The sequence below is a fragment of the Pseudomonas inefficax genome (assembly GCF_900277125.1).
Classification (GTDB): domain Bacteria; phylum Pseudomonadota; class Gammaproteobacteria; order Pseudomonadales; family Pseudomonadaceae; genus Aquipseudomonas; species Aquipseudomonas inefficax.
Genome location: NZ_OPYN01000237.1, coordinates 1 through 14,926, shown reverse-complemented (window position 1 = coordinate 14,926; position 14,926 = coordinate 1). Strand labels below are relative to the sequence as shown.

The 14,926-nt window shown below is 63.7% G+C and carries 14 protein-coding genes and 1 pseudogene; 8 read left to right on the top strand and 7 right to left on the bottom strand.

Annotated elements, in window-relative coordinates; all coding sequences use genetic code 11:
* Positions 1-50: 50 nt before the first annotated feature.
* The 5 genes and pseudogenes from JV551A3_RS29715 to JV551A3_RS29695 form a co-directional block, all read right to left on the bottom strand.
* Complete coding sequence (locus tag JV551A3_RS29715; RefSeq protein ID WP_133976094.1) at positions 51-1,424, bottom strand: M16 family metallopeptidase; 1,374 nt, start codon at positions 1,422-1,424, stop codon at positions 51-53.
* Positions 1,417-2,717 (bottom strand): annotated as a pseudogene (locus JV551A3_RS29710) (M16 family metallopeptidase). The gene JV551A3_RS29715 and the pseudogene JV551A3_RS29710 overlap by 8 nt, the downstream one beginning before the upstream one ends.
* A gap of 94 nt (positions 2,718-2,811) precedes the next feature.
* Positions 2,812-3,414 (bottom strand): 16S rRNA (guanine(966)-N(2))-methyltransferase RsmD, encoded by a 603-nt coding sequence (rsmD, locus tag JV551A3_RS29705; protein WP_112249700.1) that lies wholly within the window; start codon positions 3,412-3,414, stop codon positions 2,812-2,814.
* Positions 3,414-4,904, bottom strand: coding sequence for a M16 family metallopeptidase (locus JV551A3_RS29700; protein WP_133976092.1), 1,491 nt, complete (start codon positions 4,902-4,904; stop codon positions 3,414-3,416). Before JV551A3_RS29700 ends, rsmD begins: the two co-directional genes overlap by 1 nt.
* On the bottom strand, positions 4,897-6,252 hold the full coding sequence (locus JV551A3_RS29695) for a M16 family metallopeptidase (RefSeq protein ID WP_133976090.1): 1,356 nt from the start codon (positions 6,250-6,252) through the stop codon (positions 4,897-4,899). The genes JV551A3_RS29700 and JV551A3_RS29695 overlap by 8 nt, the downstream gene beginning before the upstream one ends.
* A gap of 230 nt (positions 6,253-6,482) precedes the next feature.
* Here JV551A3_RS29695 and ftsY point away from each other — a divergent pair, with 230 nt between their 5' ends.
* From ftsY to rpoH, 4 genes are all read left to right on the top strand, one after another.
* Entirely contained in the window at positions 6,483-8,009 is a 1,527-nt protein-coding gene (ftsY, locus tag JV551A3_RS29685; RefSeq protein ID WP_133976088.1) for a signal recognition particle-docking protein FtsY, read from the top strand.
* A gap of 2 nt (positions 8,010-8,011) precedes the next feature.
* The gene (ftsE, locus tag JV551A3_RS29680; RefSeq protein WP_013974630.1) at positions 8,012-8,683 is read left to right on the top strand and encodes a cell division ATP-binding protein FtsE; all 672 of its coding nucleotides are present in this window, start codon (positions 8,012-8,014) and stop codon (positions 8,681-8,683) included.
* Positions 8,680-9,702 carry a permease-like cell division protein FtsX gene (gene ftsX, locus JV551A3_RS29675; RefSeq protein WP_133976086.1) on the top strand — a complete coding sequence of 341 codons (1,023 nt, stop codon included), beginning with the start codon at positions 8,680-8,682 and terminating at the stop codon, positions 9,700-9,702. Before ftsE ends, ftsX begins: the two co-directional genes overlap by 4 nt.
* Before the next feature lie 111 nt (positions 9,703-9,813).
* Positions 9,814-10,668 (top strand): RNA polymerase sigma factor RpoH, encoded by an 855-nt coding sequence (rpoH, locus tag JV551A3_RS29670; RefSeq protein ID WP_003249083.1) that lies wholly within the window; start codon positions 9,814-9,816, stop codon positions 10,666-10,668.
* 179 nt (positions 10,669-10,847) lie between these two features.
* Here rpoH and mtgA read toward each other — a convergent pair whose 3' ends face one another.
* Positions 10,848-11,558 carry a monofunctional biosynthetic peptidoglycan transglycosylase gene (gene mtgA, locus JV551A3_RS29660; RefSeq protein WP_112249692.1) on the bottom strand — a complete coding sequence of 237 codons (711 nt, stop codon included), beginning with the start codon at positions 11,556-11,558 and terminating at the stop codon, positions 10,848-10,850.
* Between the two features lie 64 nt (positions 11,559-11,622).
* Between mtgA and JV551A3_RS29655 the strand changes: the two genes are divergently transcribed.
* The 4 genes from JV551A3_RS29655 to trmB all read left to right on the top strand — a co-directional run bounded on the left by JV551A3_RS29655 (position 11,623) and on the right by trmB (position 13,877).
* The gene (locus tag JV551A3_RS29655; RefSeq protein WP_133976082.1) at positions 11,623-11,994 is read left to right on the top strand and encodes a DUF423 domain-containing protein; all 372 of its coding nucleotides are present in this window, start codon (positions 11,623-11,625) and stop codon (positions 11,992-11,994) included.
* A 102-nt stretch (positions 11,995-12,096) separates the two neighbouring features.
* Positions 12,097-12,297: a sulfur carrier protein ThiS gene (gene thiS, locus JV551A3_RS29650; RefSeq protein ID WP_003257817.1), complete on the top strand. Its 201-nt coding sequence runs from the start codon at positions 12,097-12,099 to the stop codon at positions 12,295-12,297.
* 53 nt (positions 12,298-12,350) lie between these two features.
* Positions 12,351-13,145 carry a thiazole synthase gene (locus JV551A3_RS29645; protein WP_013974625.1) on the top strand — a complete coding sequence of 265 codons (795 nt, stop codon included), beginning with the start codon at positions 12,351-12,353 and terminating at the stop codon, positions 13,143-13,145.
* A 9-nt stretch (positions 13,146-13,154) separates the two neighbouring features.
* Positions 13,155-13,877 (top strand): tRNA (guanosine(46)-N7)-methyltransferase TrmB, encoded by a 723-nt coding sequence (gene trmB, locus JV551A3_RS29640; RefSeq protein ID WP_013974624.1) that lies wholly within the window; start codon positions 13,155-13,157, stop codon positions 13,875-13,877.
* Between the two features lie 744 nt (positions 13,878-14,621).
* On the opposite strand, the gene JV551A3_RS29630 is transcribed toward trmB, so the two are convergent.
* Positions 14,622-14,926 (bottom strand): DUF3392 family protein (locus JV551A3_RS29630; protein ID WP_133979359.1); only part of this gene is annotated, 305 nt, incomplete at its 5' end.

Genomic DNA, 14,926 nt, shown 5'->3' with positions numbered 1-14,926 from the left:
TCGTGATGTGCCTGCCTAGAGTGCCATGAAACAGCGCCACTGTACCTGCGCTATTGGTCGGTGGCTGGCAGCGGTTGCTGTTCGACACGTGGCCCGACACTGACCTGCACCTTATAGTCCAGGTCGAGCCGGCGCTGCATCACCGCGCGGATATCCGCCGGGCTCAGCCTGCCGATGCGCTCGATGTAAGTGTTCAGGTAGTCTGCGGGCTGACGTTGCTGGGTCATCTCCGTGAGCAATGCCGCCAGGCTGTTGTTCTGCGCCACGCCACGCAGCAACTGCCCGGCCAGCTGTTTGCGCGCCAGCTGGAGCTCGGCCTGGGTTGGCCCTTCCTCCATGAAATCGCGCAGCAAGGCTGCTACCAGTTCCTGGGAGCTTTGCACGTACGGTGGCGCGATCTCCCACTCTATGGTGAACAGCCCGCCAGCACTCAACGGCAAAGCACGGCTGTAGATGCCGTAGGTCAACCCGCGACGTTGGCGCAGTTCCACCATCAGGCGCGACTCGAGGCCTGAACCCAACACTTCACTGGCCAGCACCAGGGCTGGGAATTCCGGGTCATTGGCGGGAACGTTCATGGGCAGAGCCAGCAGCACTGTACTGCTCGTGCCGGGCTGTTCGACGTTGATGGTTGCATGTGTGGCTACCGGGACGGCTGGCAGGTCAACGGCGGACCAGCCTTTCGGCAGGGCCTGGCTGATCTGTTGCGCTATGGCTTGCGCTTCGCTCAGGGCCAGGTCCCCGACAAGCACAATTTCCAGGTTGCTGGCGCTGTAGGCGCGTTGGTGGAATGCCCGCAGGTCTTCAGGGCTGACGGCGTCCACGCCTTGAATGGTGCTGCCCAGCGGGTTGCCATAGGGATGACCCTGGAACAAATGGCGAAACGCCTCGCTGCGTGCTCTGAGCCTGGGGCGCCGTTCGCGTGAAGCGTTGTGCTGCACGAGCTGGAGTTTGATCTTTTCCAGGGCGGGTGCAGGGAAAGCCGGGTTTGCCACGAGGTCGGTAAACAGGTCCAAGGCCGGCTCGAGTATCGTTTTCGTGCTCACGCTGCGCAGACTGAGCGTTGAATGTTCCAGGCGTATCTGCTTTTCCAGGATTGCTCCCAGGCGTTCCATGCCCGCAGCTTGCCGAGCAACCGTGTAGCGCTGGCCGCCCTCGTCGAGCATGTACAGTGTCAAGGCTGCCAGGCCGGGCTGCTCGGTGTCCTGGGTCGTGCCGGCCTTGAACCGCAGGACAACGTCGACGATAGGCAGCCCGCGTGTTTCGACGAATTTCACGCCGGCGCCTGCTTCCGTGGTCCACGTCTGCACCTGCACCTGAACGGGTTCGAGCTGGTCAAGGTCAACCCCTTGGGCCGAGACCAGGCTACCGAAACCTCGGTTGGCGCCAGTCGGCTGCGGCATGCTCGCGATCTTGTCATTCATCTGTACTTTCCTTGTGGTGCATGAAGGTGATGGCCGCACGGGCTTCAGTCAGGAACTCCAGGGCAACCAGGCCTAACTGCTCGGCTGTCACGGCTTCGATGGCTTGCCGCTCATCGTCCAGGGCGACAGGGTCCAGACCGCAGGCGGCCTGTTTGCCAATGGCCTCTGCCTGTCTCCCGATGTCGTCCCTTTCGAACAGTTGCCTGGCCAGCAGACGAGCCTTGGCGCGTTGAAGGTCTTCCTTGGAGGGGGCTGACTGGCGGAACGCTTCGATTTCCAGCATCAGCCTTTCGGCTGCTGACTCCGGCGTAACCTGCGGGCTGCAGAACGCATAGAAGGTCAGCAGGCTGTCACCGCGCTGCCATGGCTCATAGGTCGCTCTCAAGCCCTGTAGCAGCGGAGTGTCCTGTACCAACAGGCGCTGCAGCGTGCTGGCGTGGCCTTCGGCAAGAATGTCGGGCAACAGGCGCAGTGCACAGGCTTGCGTGGCAGACCGGGCGGTGCATTGGCTGGGAATGTTGAAGCTGACGATCACGCCGGTGTTCAGACCATGCCAGTTCAGGGTCTGGATGCGCCGAACCTGCCCGGAGGGATTGGAGGGTGTTTGCCGGAGTGGCAGGCGCCGGGCGGGGATCGTCGCAAAATGGCGGGTCACCAGCTTTTGCAGCTGTGCCAGAGTAATGTCGCCGGCCACGGCGAGCGTGGCGTTGTTGGGGTGGTACCAGGTCTGGTACCAGGTGCGCGCCGCCGCCGGGGTCATATGGCCCAGGTCGGTCTTGTAGCCAATCACGGGCGTGCCATAGCCGCTGTTGCCGTAGGCCAGCGACAGGTGATGTTCCAGTGCCAGTGCCAAGGGGCTGTTGTCGACATCCTCGCGTCGCTCGGCCATGACCACCGCCAGTTCACGGGCAAAGGGCGCATCGCTGAGAGTGGCGCTGGCCATGACGTCGGCCATCGCCTCCAGCGCAATCTCCACATGGTTGCGAGGCAATGTCAGCGGAAAGACCGTTGCATCGGCGTAGGTGAAGGCATTCGGGGCACCGCCCAGGTGGGTCATGAGGTTGCATACTGGCCTGGGGCCAGTTTGCTGCTGCCTTCGAACAGCAGATGCTCCAGGGCATGGGACAGGCCGGTGTGGCCTCCAGGTTCGTAGCTGGAGCCTACGTGGTACCACAGCTGTACGCTGACCAGTGGCGCACGATGGTCTTCACGCAGGTAGACCCGCAGGCCGTTGGCAAGGGTAAAGGCGTGTACCGAACTTGCTGGCGCAGGCGGGGATGGGCGCGCGGTCATGGTTGAAGTGCTCCTGCAGGAAAGGAAGGAGCAGCTTCAGCCATGGGGGCGGCGGGTTTGTGGTAACTAAATACGGCAACCCTGGGTTAGCGGGTCAGCCCCGTTGCCAAAGTGCGTAATGCACTTGGCCGGTCTTCTTCTCGCGATGCAGGCGCCAGTTGCCCGGTAGTTGCAAGGTCGACGGCGCAGCTTCGCTTTCGGTATAGACCCACGCCTGCTCGCGCAGCCACTGGTTCTGCTCCAGCAGGTTGCAGGTGTCGGCCAGAAGGTCCTGGTGGAACGGCGGGTCAAGGAACACCACGTCGAACTGCTGCTTGGCCGGGCCTTGCAAATAGCGCAGGGCGTCGGTTTGCAGGATTTGCCCGCGCGGGCAGCGCAGGATCTCGAGGTTGTTCTTCAGGTTGGCGATTGCCGCAGGGTTGCTGTCCAGCGCCACGGCGTCTTCGGCCCCGCGGGACAGGGCTTCGAGCACCAGGGCGCCGCTGCCGGTGAAGGCGTCCAGCACGCGGGCGCCCTCGATGTATGGTGCCAGCCAGTTGAATACGGTTTCCCGCACGCGGTCAGGCGTTGGTCGCAGGCCTTCACCTTCGGGCACTGCCAGGCGGCGGCTGCGCCACTCGCCGGCGATGATGCGCAGGTGGCCCTGGCCCTTGCTTTGGCCCGATTGGGGACGGGCGGGTGGGGTGGATCTTGGCATTAATGCTCCGGTACCCCGAGCGGTTGCTCGGAGGGCTTGTCAGTGGGTGCTGGCAGCGGTTTTTGTGGCACTTTCGGGCCAACGGTGACGATCACCAGTTTATCGGCTGACAGGTGTTTGTTCATGGCCGCCTTGACCTGCTCGACGGTGAGGGCCTGGGATTGCTGCATGAAGTCCTCCAGCCAGGTCTGCGGCAGGTTGTAGAAGCCAATGGCGCCCAACTGGCCGACGATACTGGCGTTGCTGGCATTGGACAGCGGGAAGCTGCCGGCCAGTTCGCGCTTGGCATCGTCCAGTTCCTGCTGGGTGGGGCCGGCCTTGAGGTAGTCGGTGAGAATGTCCTGCACCAGCTCGAGCGTGCCTTCGCTGAGCTCGGCACGGGTCTGCAGGTTGATCATGAACGGGCCACGCACCTGCATTGGGCTGAACACCGAGTACACGCCGTAGGTCAGGCCGCGCTTTTCACGCACCTCGCTCATCAGCCGGGTGCCGAACGCACCACCGCCGAGAATCTGGTTGCCCAGTGACAGGGCCGGCCAGTCCGGGTCCTGGCGGTCGATGCCAAGCTCGGCCAGCATCAGGTGCGTCTGCTTGGACGGGAAGTCGATGTGGGTCAGCCCTGCCTTGGCGTCAGTGGGTTGGGCTGGTGCGGCCAGCGCCGGGCCCTTGGGCAGGCCGGCGGACACTTGGGCGGCGATAGCTTCGGCTTCGGCGCGGCTGAGATCGCCGACCAGGGCGATGACCGCATTGCCGCCGGTGTAGGCCTTGGCATGGAAGGCACGCAGCTGCGCCAGGGTGATGCCGTTGATGCTTTCGGCAGTGCCGTCGCTCGGGTGGGCGTAGGGGTGGTCGCCATAGAGCTTGCCGAACAAGGCCTTGCCGGCGATCTTGCCGGGGTTCTGCTTTTCGTATTCGAAGCCGGCCAGCATCTGGTTCTTGATGCGCTTGAGAGCGTCTTCCGGGAAGGTCGGCTTGCCAGCAACCTCGGTGAACAGCTTGAGCGCCGGTTCGCGTTTGTCCTTGGCACTGAGGCTGCGCAGCGAGGCCACGGCCATGTCACGGTAGGATCCGTTGCCAAAGTCCGCGCCCAGGCCTTCGAAGCCTTGGGCGATGGCGGTCACGTCCTTGCCGGCTACGCCCTCGTTGAGCATGGCATTGGTCAGGGCCGCGAGGCCCGGGGTGCCGGCGTCCTGGCTGCTGCCGGCGGCGAAGGTGATGCGCAGGTCGAACATCGGCAGTTCGCGGGCCTCGACGAACAGCACCCGGGCACCTTCGGCGGTATTCCAGTGCTGGATGTTCAACTGGCGCCGGCTGGGTGCCTTGCCATCCAGCTCGGCTAGCGACTGCAAGGTATTGGCCGGGCGGGCCGCGCTGCTGTCGGCCTTGGTGGCGTTGTCGGCCATGGCCGGAGCGGCCAGTACTGTTGCCAGGGCCAGGGCGCGGATTCCCGTGGCCAGCAGGGTTGGGCGTGGTGTGCGGCGATCACTCATGAGCGGACTCCTCGGGCAGTACATGGGCAACGCTCAGGCGTTCGCGAGTGAAGTAGGTGCGCGCGGCGTTCTGGATGTCCTGCGGGGTGATGCGCTTGAGCTCGTCCAGCTCACTGTCGATCAGTTTCCACGACAGGCCGACGGTTTCCAGCTGGCCGATGGTGGTGGCCTGGCTGCTGATGGAGTCGCGGTCGTAGACCAGGCCGGCAATGACCTGGGCGCGTACGCGCTCCAGCTCTTCGGCGCTGGGCGGGGTGGTCTTGAGTTCGTCCAGCAATTGCCAGATGCCCTTCTCGACATCGGCGAGGGTTTTCTGCTTCTGCACGTTTGGCGTGGCCGAGATCAGGAACAGGCTGTCGCCGCGGGTGAAGGCGTTGTAGCTGGACGAGGCACCGGCTACCAGCTCCTGGCCACGCTCCAGGCGTGCCGGCATACGGGCGCTGTAGCCGCCGTCGAGCAGTGCCGAGATCAGGCGCAGGGCGTGCACCGTGCGCGGGTCCTTGGCAGTGGCCAGGCCGGGAGCGTTGAAGCCGTAGATCAGGCTGGGCAGCTGGGTGCGCACGTGCAGGGTCAGCTGGCGCTGGCCCGGTTCTGCCAGTTCCAGTGGCAGCTTGGCCGGCGGTACGGCGCGCTTGGGGATGCTGGCGAAGTATTTCTGCGCCAGGCCCTTGACCTCATCGACGGTGACATCGCCGACCACCACCAAGGTAGCGTTGTTGGGGGCATACCAGGATTCGTACCAGTGGCGCAGTTCCTCGACCTTCATGCGCTCCAGGTCGGCCATCCAGCCGATGGTCGGGGTGTGGTAGCCGCTGGCCGGGTAGGCCATGGCGCGGAACAGCTCGAATGCCTTGGCGTTGGGCTGGTCGTCGGTGCGCAGGCGGCGTTCTTCCTTGATCACCTCGATTTCGCGGCTGAACTCGTCGGCGGGCAGGCGCAGGCTGGCCAGGCGGTCGGCCTCCAGCTCCAGGGCAACCGGCAGGCGGTCGCGGGCCAGCACCTGGTAATAGGCGGTGTAGTCGTCGCTGGTGAAGGCGTTTTCTTCGGCGCCGATGTCACGCAGGATGCGCGAGGCCTCGCCGGGGCCGACCTTGGCGCTGCCCTTGAACATCATGTGTTCCAGCGCGTGGGACAGGCCGGTCTGGCCCGGGGTTTCGTAGCTGGAGCCAACCTTGTACCAGATCTGCGAGACCACTACCGGGGCGCGATGGTCCTCGCGCACGACCACTTTCAGACCGTTGTCGAGGATGAATTCGTGGGTGGGTTGCACATCGGCGGCGAAAGCCGCGAGCGGCAGGCAGAGCGTGCCGAGCAACAGGCCAGCGGCGCGGCGGGCTAGAGCATTCATACGGTGTTTAACCTGTTCGGCGGCCCGCTGGTTTAGCGTCGGCGGGCCAGGAGGTGCTAGGATACTGATCCGGTTGCCTGGCGACCATGCCTGTCGCCGTTCTGGCCTGCAGGACACTAAGACAAAACGTTGCGCATGAACCAGCCGGCTTCAAGATAGTCTGTTCTGCGTAGAGAGAATTCCCGATGCGCCATAGCTGGCCCATCGCTACCCTGAGATAGCCGTCTTCCATGTTTGGTTCCAACGACGACAAAAAAGCGCCGGCCGAGGCTGGTGAGAAGAAAGGCCTGTTCAGCTGGTTTCGCAAGAAACCGCAGCAACCTGTGGCAACGGGCGTGCCCGAGAATGAATCCCCAGCCGTCGAGCAGCCTGCAGCCGCTCCGGTCGAGGGGGCTACCGCCGAAGCGCCACAGGCCCCTGAGCCCGTTCAGGCCCCTGCCGCCCCACAGCTGACCGAACCGCAGCAGGTCGCCGCACCGGTCCAGCCCCCGTTGGTCGAGGCCCCTGTTCCCGAACCGGTTGCTTCCCAACCGTTGCAGGCCCCTGAACCCGAGCCGGTTGCGTCCCAGCCGCTGGTAGCACCTGCACCGCAGCCGGTCGCGTCCATGCCCTTGCAGGCGGCCCCGGTCGAACCAGCCCCTGTCGAGGCGGCCCCGGTCGTCGAGCCGGCCCTGCCGGTCAGCAGCCTGGTGCTGCCGGTTGCCGAAGAGCCCGTGGCCCTGGTGCCGGATCTGGAGCCGAAAGCGCCGCCCGCGATCCCGGAGCGACCAGCACCAGCGCCCGCTGCCCCCGAGGCTGAAGCCCCGGTAGCCGCGCAGGCCGAGCAGGCCAAGCCCGGCTTCTTCGCCCGCCTCAAGCAGGGCCTGTCGAAGACCAGCGCCAGCATCGGCGAGGGCATGGCCAGCCTGTTCCTGGGCAAGAAGGTCATCGATGACGACCTGCTCGACGAAATCGAAACTCGCCTGCTGACCGCCGACGTCGGTGTGGAAGCCACTTCCACCATCGTCCAGAACCTGACCCAGAAGGTTGCCCGCAAGCAGCTGGCCGACGCCGATGCCCTGTACAAGTCGCTGCAGGAAGAGCTGGCTGCGCTGTTGCGCCCGGTCGAGCAGCCGCTAGTGGTGCAGGCTCAGAACAAGCCCTACGTGATCCTGGTGGTCGGTGTGAACGGCGCCGGCAAGACCACTACCATCGGCAAACTGGCCAAGAAGCTGCAGCTCGAAGGCAAGAAAGTGATGCTGGCTGCTGGCGACACCTTCCGTGCCGCTGCGGTCGAGCAGCTGCAGGTGTGGGGCGAGCGTAACCAGATCCCGGTGATCGCCCAGCACACCGGCGCCGACTCCGCTTCGGTGATCTTCGATGCCGTACAGGCCGCCAAGGCCCGTGGCGTCGATGTGCTGATCGCCGACACCGCTGGCCGCCTGCACACCAAAGACAACCTGATGGAAGAGCTGAAGAAGGTCCGCCGGGTCATCGGCAAGCTCGATGCCGAAGCGCCGCACGAGGTGCTGCTGGTGCTGGATGCCGGCACCGGCCAGAACGCCATCAGCCAGGCCAAGTACTTCAACCAGAGTGTCGAACTGACCGGCCTGGCCCTGACCAAGCTGGATGGCACTGCCAAGGGCGGGGTGATCTTCGCCCTGGCCAAGCAGTTCAAGCTGCCGATCCGCTTCATCGGTGTCGGTGAAGGCATCGACGACCTGCGTACCTTCGAAGCCGAGCCGTTCGTCAAGGCTCTGTTCGCCGAGCGAGACTGAACATGATCCGATTCGAACAGGTTGCCAAGCGCTATCCCAATGGTCATGTGGGTTTGCATGAGCTGAGTTTCCGGGCGCGCCGGGGCGAATTCCTGTTCGTCACCGGCCACTCGGGCGCGGGCAAGAGCACCTTGCTGCGCCTGCTGCTGGCGATGGAGCGCCCGACCAGCGGCAAGCTGATGCTGGCCGGGCAGGACCTGGGCCAGATCAGCAATTCGCAGATCCCGTTCCTGCGCCGGCAGATCGGCGTGGTGTTCCAGAACCACCAGCTGTTGTTCGACCGCACGGTGTTCAACAACATTGCCTTGCCACTGCAGATCCTCGGCCTGTCCAAGGCCGAGGTCGCCAAGCGCGTGGACTCGGCGCTGGAGCGAGTGTCGCTGGCCGACAAGGGCGAGCTGTTTCCGGCCGACCTGTCCACCGGGCAGCAACAACGGGTGGGTATCGCCCGCGCCATCGTCCACCAGCCAGCCCTGCTGCTGGCCGACGAACCCACCGGTAACCTCGACCCGCGCCTGGCCGCAGAGATCATGGGGGTATTCGAGGACATCAACCGCCTGGGTACCACGGTATTGATCGCCAGCCACGACCTGGCACTGATTGCACGCATGCGCCACCGCATGCTGACCTTGCAGCGCGGCCGCTTGATCGGCGATGGGGAGGCCGGGCAATGAGCACTACACGTACGCCGAAAGTTTCCGAGCGGGTTGCGCCGAAACCGGCCGACCCGCAACCGGCGAAGAAAAAGCACGACGACGATGATGGCCCGGATTTCCGCACGCTGCTGCATGCCTGGCTGGAAAGCCACCGCGCCAGCATGGCCGACAGCCTGCGCCGGCTGGGCAAGCAGCCGATCGGCAGCTTCTTCACCTGCCTGGTAATGGCGGTGGCGCTGAGCATGCCCATGGGGCTGTCGTTGCTGCTGAAGAACGTCGAGAAGCTTGGCGGCTCGTGGCAGCGCGCCGCGCAGATTTCTCTGTACCTCAAGCTCGATGCAGGCAGCCGTGAAGGCGAGGCGCTGCGCGACGAGATCAAGGGCATGCCCGGCGTGGCCGACGCGCAGTATGTCAGCCGTGAGGAGGCGCTGGAGGAGTTCCAGCAGCAGTCCGGCCTGGGCGAGGCTCTGCGTGAACTGCCAGACAACCCGCTGCCTGGCGTGGTAGTGGTGACCCCTACCGAAGTCGATAAACCAGCCCTGGAAGCCTTGCGTCAGCGCCTGTCGGAGCTGCCGCGGGTGGAAGTGGCGCAACTTGATCTGGTATGGGTCGAGCGCTTGGCGGCCATCCTCAAGTTGGGTGACCGCTTCGTCTTCGGCCTGGCCGTGATGCTGATTTCTGCCCTGCTGTTAGTAATCGGTAACACAATTCGTCTACACATTGAAAACCGCCGTACCGAGATCGAAGTGATCAAGCTGGTAGGTGGTACAGATGCCTACGTACGCCGGCCTTTCCTGTACATGGGCGCGCTTTATGGCCTGGGTGCAGGGGTGATCGCGTGGGGCATCCTGGCGTTTGGCCTGAACTGGCTGAACGAGGCGGTGGTAGGGCTTTCCGGGCTGTACGGCAGCGACTTCGCCCTGGGCGGAGTGCCGGCGTCCGATGGTCTGTCGCTCTTGATCGGAGCGGTGCTGTTGGGGTATATCGGTGCATGGATCGCAGTGGCCCGCCATCTGAACGAGCTGGCACCGCGATAGTTTTTACGTGCCAGCATTGACAAATTCTTCACTATGGAACTTGTACCGTCGTTCCAGGTCAATGTTGGCAGCGCCCACAAGGCGTGAGTTCTGTAAGTCGGAGGTTCTTGAATGACCACATCGTTGCAACCTGCCTATGCCCTGGTACCCGGTGCAAACCTGGAAGCCTACGTGCACACGGTCAACAGCATCCCGCTGCTGACTGTCGAGCAGGAGCGTGATCTGGGCGAGCGTCTCTATTATGAGCAGGATGTCGAGGCCGCTCGTCAAATGGTGATGGCCCACCTGCGTTTCGTCGTACATATCGCCCGTAGCTATGCCGGCTACGGGCTGGCCCAGGCCGACCTGATCCAGGAAGGCAACGTCGGGTTGATGAAAGCCGTCAAACGCTTCAACCCGGAAATGGGCGTGCGCCTGGTTTCGTTCGCCGTGCACTGGATCAAGGCAGAGATCCACGAGTTCATCCTGCGCAACTGGCGCATCGTCAAGGTGGCCACCACCAAGGCCCAGCGCAAGCTGTTCTTCAACCTGCGCAGCCAGAAGAAGCGTCTGGCCTGGCTGAACAACGACGAAGTGCACCGCGTGGCGGAAAGCCTTGGCGTGGAGCCGCGTGAAGTGCGCGAGATGGAAAGCCGCCTCAGTGGCCAGGACATGGCCTTCGATCCGGCAGCGGAAGCTGACGACGACAGTGCCTTCCAGTCGCCTGCACATTACCTGGAAGACCACCGTTACGACCCGGCGGTGCAGCTGGAGGATGCAGACTGGAGCGACAACTCCACCAGCAACCTGCACGAAGCACTGCAAGGGCTGGACGAGCGTAGCCGCGACATTCTCTACCAGCGCTGGTTGGCGGAAGAGAAGGCCACGTTGCATGAGCTGGCGGACAAGTACAGCGTTTCGGCCGAGCGTATTCGCCAGCTGGAGAAGAATGCGATGAACAAGGTCAAGGCGCTGATCGCGGCCTGATCAGGCCTTGGTTGCACAGAAAAGCCGCTGGCCCCTGATCGGGTGAGCGGCTTTTTTATTTGTGTTGGCTTTTCTGACCTCTTCGCGGGTGAACCCGCTCCCACAGGTATTGCACAAGTCTAACGGGCAGTGCAGTACCTGTGGGAGCGGGTTCACCCGCGAAGAGGCCGGCACAGCATTCAAAGCTTTCGAGACGAGTCGAGCTGCATCAGGTAGCTGGGCCCACCCAACTGGCTCATCTGCCGACGAATCCAGCCGGCCCGGCTGGCCACGTAGGCACTGGGCCGGCTGGCACTCCACTTGATCGGGCTCGGCAGCACCGCTGCCAGCTGCGCCGCCTGCTGGCGGCTAAGCCGGCTGGCATCGACGCCAAAGTGGTAGCGCGCTGCCGCCTGGGCGCCAAACACACCTTTGCCCCATTCGGCACTGTTCAGGTAGACCTCGAGAATCCGCTCCTTCGACCAGAACAACTCGATCAACGCGGTGAACCAGGCCTCCAGCCCTTTGCGGAACCAGCTGCGCCCGGACCACAGGAACAGGTTCTTGGCCACCTGCTGGGTCAGGGTGCTGGCACCGCGAATGCTGCCGCCTCGCTCGTTATAGGCCAGCGCCGCCTGGATGGCCGGGATGTCGAAGCCCCAGTGGTTGGCGAACTTCTGGTCTTCGCCAGCGATAACCGCGACCTTGAGGTCGTCGGAGATGTTTTCCCACGGCTCCCAGTCGCGCTGCAGGTCGATCGGCTCGCCATTCACCCAAGACTGTACCTTGCGCTCGACCATCAGCGCCGTACCGGGTGGTGGCACCCAGCGGAACACCAGCACCAGCACGATGCTGCCGGCAGCGAACCAGAGCAGGGCGCGGGAGAGGCGGCGGAGAAGGGTTGGCAGCATGGCGATGGCTTGGCCGTACGGGTGGAAGGGGCCATTATACAGACCCGATCCAAGGAGTCGTCCCATGCTTCGCAGCTTCCTGATGCTTGCCGCCTTTTTCGGCTTCACCGGTGTCGCCCTGGGCGCTTTCGCCGCCCACGGCCTGAAAAACCGGCTGACGGCCGACTACCTGGCGATCTTCCAGACCGGTGTGACCTACCAGTTGGTGCATGCCCTGGCGATCTTCGCCGTCGCCGTGCTCTCGGTGCACCTGCCAGGGCGCCTGGTCGGCTGGGCTGGCGGCCTGTTTGCCCTGGGCATAGTGCTGTTCTCCGGGAGCCTGTACCTGCTGACCCTCAGCGGCCTGGGCAAGCTCGGCATCATCACCCCGCTTGGTGGCCTGTGCTTCCTCACCGGTTGGCTGTGCCTGGGCCTGGCAGCCTGGCGGCTCGGTTGACCGAGTGGTCCACAATCGCGACTAATGGCGTGCGGCGCCCTTGGGTTGCAGGGTGGTTCAGCGCTAGAATGCGGGCCCCAAAGAACAATGGTGGCCGTGCGCATGCGCATTCAACTGAACGGTGAACCTTACGAATTGCCTGCTGGCGAAAGCGTCGCGGCCCTGCTGGCCCGCCTGGAGCTGACCGGGCGCCGCGTCGCGGTGGAACTGAACCTGGATATCGTGCCGCGTAGCCAGCACGACAGCACGCTGTTGAACGACGGCGACCAGGTCGAGGTGGTCCACGCCATCGGTGGCGGCTGATTCCGGCCGGCGATTCACCTGCAAGCCCAGCAACCTTTTCCCGAGGAACAACCATGAGCAACGTTCGTAGCGACAAGCCCTTCACCCTGGCCGGGCGTACTTTCCAGTCGCGCCTGCTGGTCGGTACCGGCAAGTACCGTGACATGGAAGAAACCCGCCTGGCCATCGAAGCCTCGGGTGCCGAGATCGTCACCGTTGCCGTGCGCCGCACCAACATCGGCCAGAACCCGGGCGAGCCGAACCTGCTCGATGTGCTGCCACCGGACCGCTACACCATCCTGCCGAACACCGCTGGCTGCTACGACGCGGTCGAAGCCGTGCGCACCTGCCGCCTGGCCCGCGAACTGCTGGATGGCCACAACCTGGTCAAGCTGGAAGTACTGGCTGACCAGAAAACCCTGTTCCCCAATGTGATCGAAACCCTCAAGGCTGCCGAAGTGTTGGTCAAGGATGGTTTCGATGTGATGGTCTACACCAGCGACGATCCGATCATCGCCCGCCAGCTGGCCGAAGCCGGCTGCATCGCGGTCATGCCGCTGGCAGGCCTGATCGGCACCGGCCTGGGTATCTGCAACCCCTACAACCTGCAGATCATCCTGGAAGAGTCCAAGGTACCGGTGCTGGTCGATGCCGGTGTGGGTACCGCGTCCGACGCCACCATCGCCATGGAAATGGGCTGCGAAGCGGTGCTGATGAACTCGGCCATTGCCCACGCCCAGCAGCCGGTGCTGATGGCCGAGGCCATGAAGCACGCCATCGTCGCCGGTCGCATGGCCTACCTTGCCGGCCGTATGCCGAAGAAACTCTATGCCAGCGCCTCTTCGCCGCTGGATGGTCTGATCAAGTAAGAGCCCCTGATGACTGAATCGCACGATACGCCGATCACCCCCGACGGCGAAGCCCGCCCGCACCGCCGCATCAAGAGTTTCGTGATGCGCGCCGGGCGCATGACCGAAGGCCAGCAACGTGGCCTGGAGCAGGGCGGCCCGCTGTACATCCTGCCGCTGGCCGACAGCCCGGTGGACTACGACCAGGTGTTCGGCCGTTCGGCGCCGCGTACCCTGGAGATCGGCTTCGGCATGGGCCATTCCCTGCTGGAAATGGCTGCTGCCGCGCCTGAGCAGGACTTCATCGGTGTGGAAGTGCACCGCCCGGGTGTTGGCGCGCTGCTCAACGGCGTTTTGACCCAAGGCCTGAAGAACCTGCGGGTCTATGACTGCGATGCCATCGAAGTGCTGAACCGCTGCGTGGCGGACAACAGCCTCGACCGCCTCATGCTGTTCTTCCCCGACCCATGGCACAAGGCGCGCCACCACAAGCGCCGCATCGTCCAGCTGGAGTTCGCCGAGCTGGTACGGCGCAAGCTCAAGCCGGGTGGCGTGTTCCACATGGCTACCGACTGGGAGCCGTATGCCGAGTACATGCTGGAAGTGATGAGCGCGGCCCCTGGCTATCGCAACCGTGCGGCTGACGGTACCTACGTGCCACGCCCGGAAGAGCGCCCGATCACCAAGTTCGAACGCCGCGGCGAGCGGCTGGGGCATGGGGTTTGGGATTTGAAGTTCGAGAAGGTGGATTGATCGGCTGATACTGCCTTTCGATATGCCGATGCCTGTAGAAATGCAGGCGAAAAAAAAACCGCCTTGAGAAGGGCGGTTTTTTTATGTGAGCGACAGGACTGAGTATCCTTCGCTCTGGGACTCACCGAAAACATCCACACAGTCAGTGGATCATAGGCAGCCAGAAAAGGCCCGTCAATGATCAGAAATATCCAGCATCACGTGTGTCAAGGCGGTTAACAGCTTTAGCCACGTATCCCAATTATCATCGCTCTGCTCCTGTATGGACGAATTCGGTGATGGGCCGGGTAGGAGAAGAATTCTGCTTTCCGGCCCCTTCGACATGGCCTGAGAACCATGCCGGTATCTGATTTCGAAGGGCCATCAACCTGGCCACTTCACCGAAAACGTCCACACAGTTTTCGAAGGCATCGAAGTACCGGTTAGATGCTGGAAGATTGGCCCGCCAACACGGAGGCCAAGGCATATGAAGCGTTTGCTTGATGCGCTGAGCCGCGTTTGGACGTTCATCCGGATCTTGACTGTGCTCAAGACCGTTCGGGACTTCTGTGGGAGCGGGCGTGCCCGCGAAACAGGCGACGCGGTGGATGGCACCGGCTTCGCCGGTGTTCGCGGGCATGCCCGCTCCCACAAAGATTGCGTAAGCCCCAAGGGCTCAGCGGTGAGGCAGCAATTGATGGGGCCGCTTTGCAGCCCATCGCGACACAAGGCTGCTCCTACAAGGGTTCAGTGCAGGGCCGTGGCTCAGCCTCGTCGATCCGCCACCACCCCGATCAGCACCAGTACTACCAGCAGCACCGGCGCCAGCGCGTAGTTGTTGAACTGGCTCAGCCCCTTCACCACCCAAGGCGTGGCATAGATCAGCGCCGCGCCGCTGCCGATCATCACCAACAAGGCCATGAACGGTACGCGCAGCGCCCCCGCCAGGCCACCCAGGCGCTGTTCCACCCAGCTCTTGATATCGGTGCCGAACAGCACAAGCAGGCAGCCTACCAAGGCCAGTGAAATCTCCGACAGGTTACTGCGGCTCCAGCGAGAAACCGTCGCGA

Coding starts and splice junctions, on each gene's coding strand:
- JV551A3_RS29715 (WP_133976094.1), bottom strand. CDS start 1,424: ATGAATGACAAGATCGCGAGCATGCCGCAGCCGACTGGCGCCAACCGA.
- rsmD (WP_112249700.1), bottom strand. CDS start 3,414: ATGCCAAGATCCACCCCACCCGCCCGTCCCCAATCGGGCCAAAGCAAG.
- JV551A3_RS29700 (WP_133976092.1), bottom strand. CDS start 4,904: ATGAGTGATCGCCGCACACCACGCCCAACCCTGCTGGCCACGGGAATC.
- JV551A3_RS29695 (WP_133976090.1), bottom strand. CDS start 6,252: ATGAATGCTCTAGCCCGCCGCGCCGCTGGCCTGTTGCTCGGCACGCTC.
- ftsY (WP_133976088.1), top strand. CDS start 6,483: ATGTTTGGTTCCAACGACGACAAAAAAGCGCCGGCCGAGGCTGGTGAG.
- ftsE (WP_013974630.1), top strand. CDS start 8,012: ATGATCCGATTCGAACAGGTTGCCAAGCGCTATCCCAATGGTCATGTG.
- ftsX (WP_133976086.1), top strand. CDS start 8,680: ATGAGCACTACACGTACGCCGAAAGTTTCCGAGCGGGTTGCGCCGAAA.
- rpoH (WP_003249083.1), top strand. CDS start 9,814: ATGACCACATCGTTGCAACCTGCCTATGCCCTGGTACCCGGTGCAAAC.
- mtgA (WP_112249692.1), bottom strand. CDS start 11,558: ATGCTGCCAACCCTTCTCCGCCGCCTCTCCCGCGCCCTGCTCTGGTTC.
- JV551A3_RS29655 (WP_133976082.1), top strand. CDS start 11,623: ATGCTTCGCAGCTTCCTGATGCTTGCCGCCTTTTTCGGCTTCACCGGT.
- thiS (WP_003257817.1), top strand. CDS start 12,097: ATGCGCATTCAACTGAACGGTGAACCTTACGAATTGCCTGCTGGCGAA.
- JV551A3_RS29645 (WP_013974625.1), top strand. CDS start 12,351: ATGAGCAACGTTCGTAGCGACAAGCCCTTCACCCTGGCCGGGCGTACT.
- trmB (WP_013974624.1), top strand. CDS start 13,155: ATGACTGAATCGCACGATACGCCGATCACCCCCGACGGCGAAGCCCGC.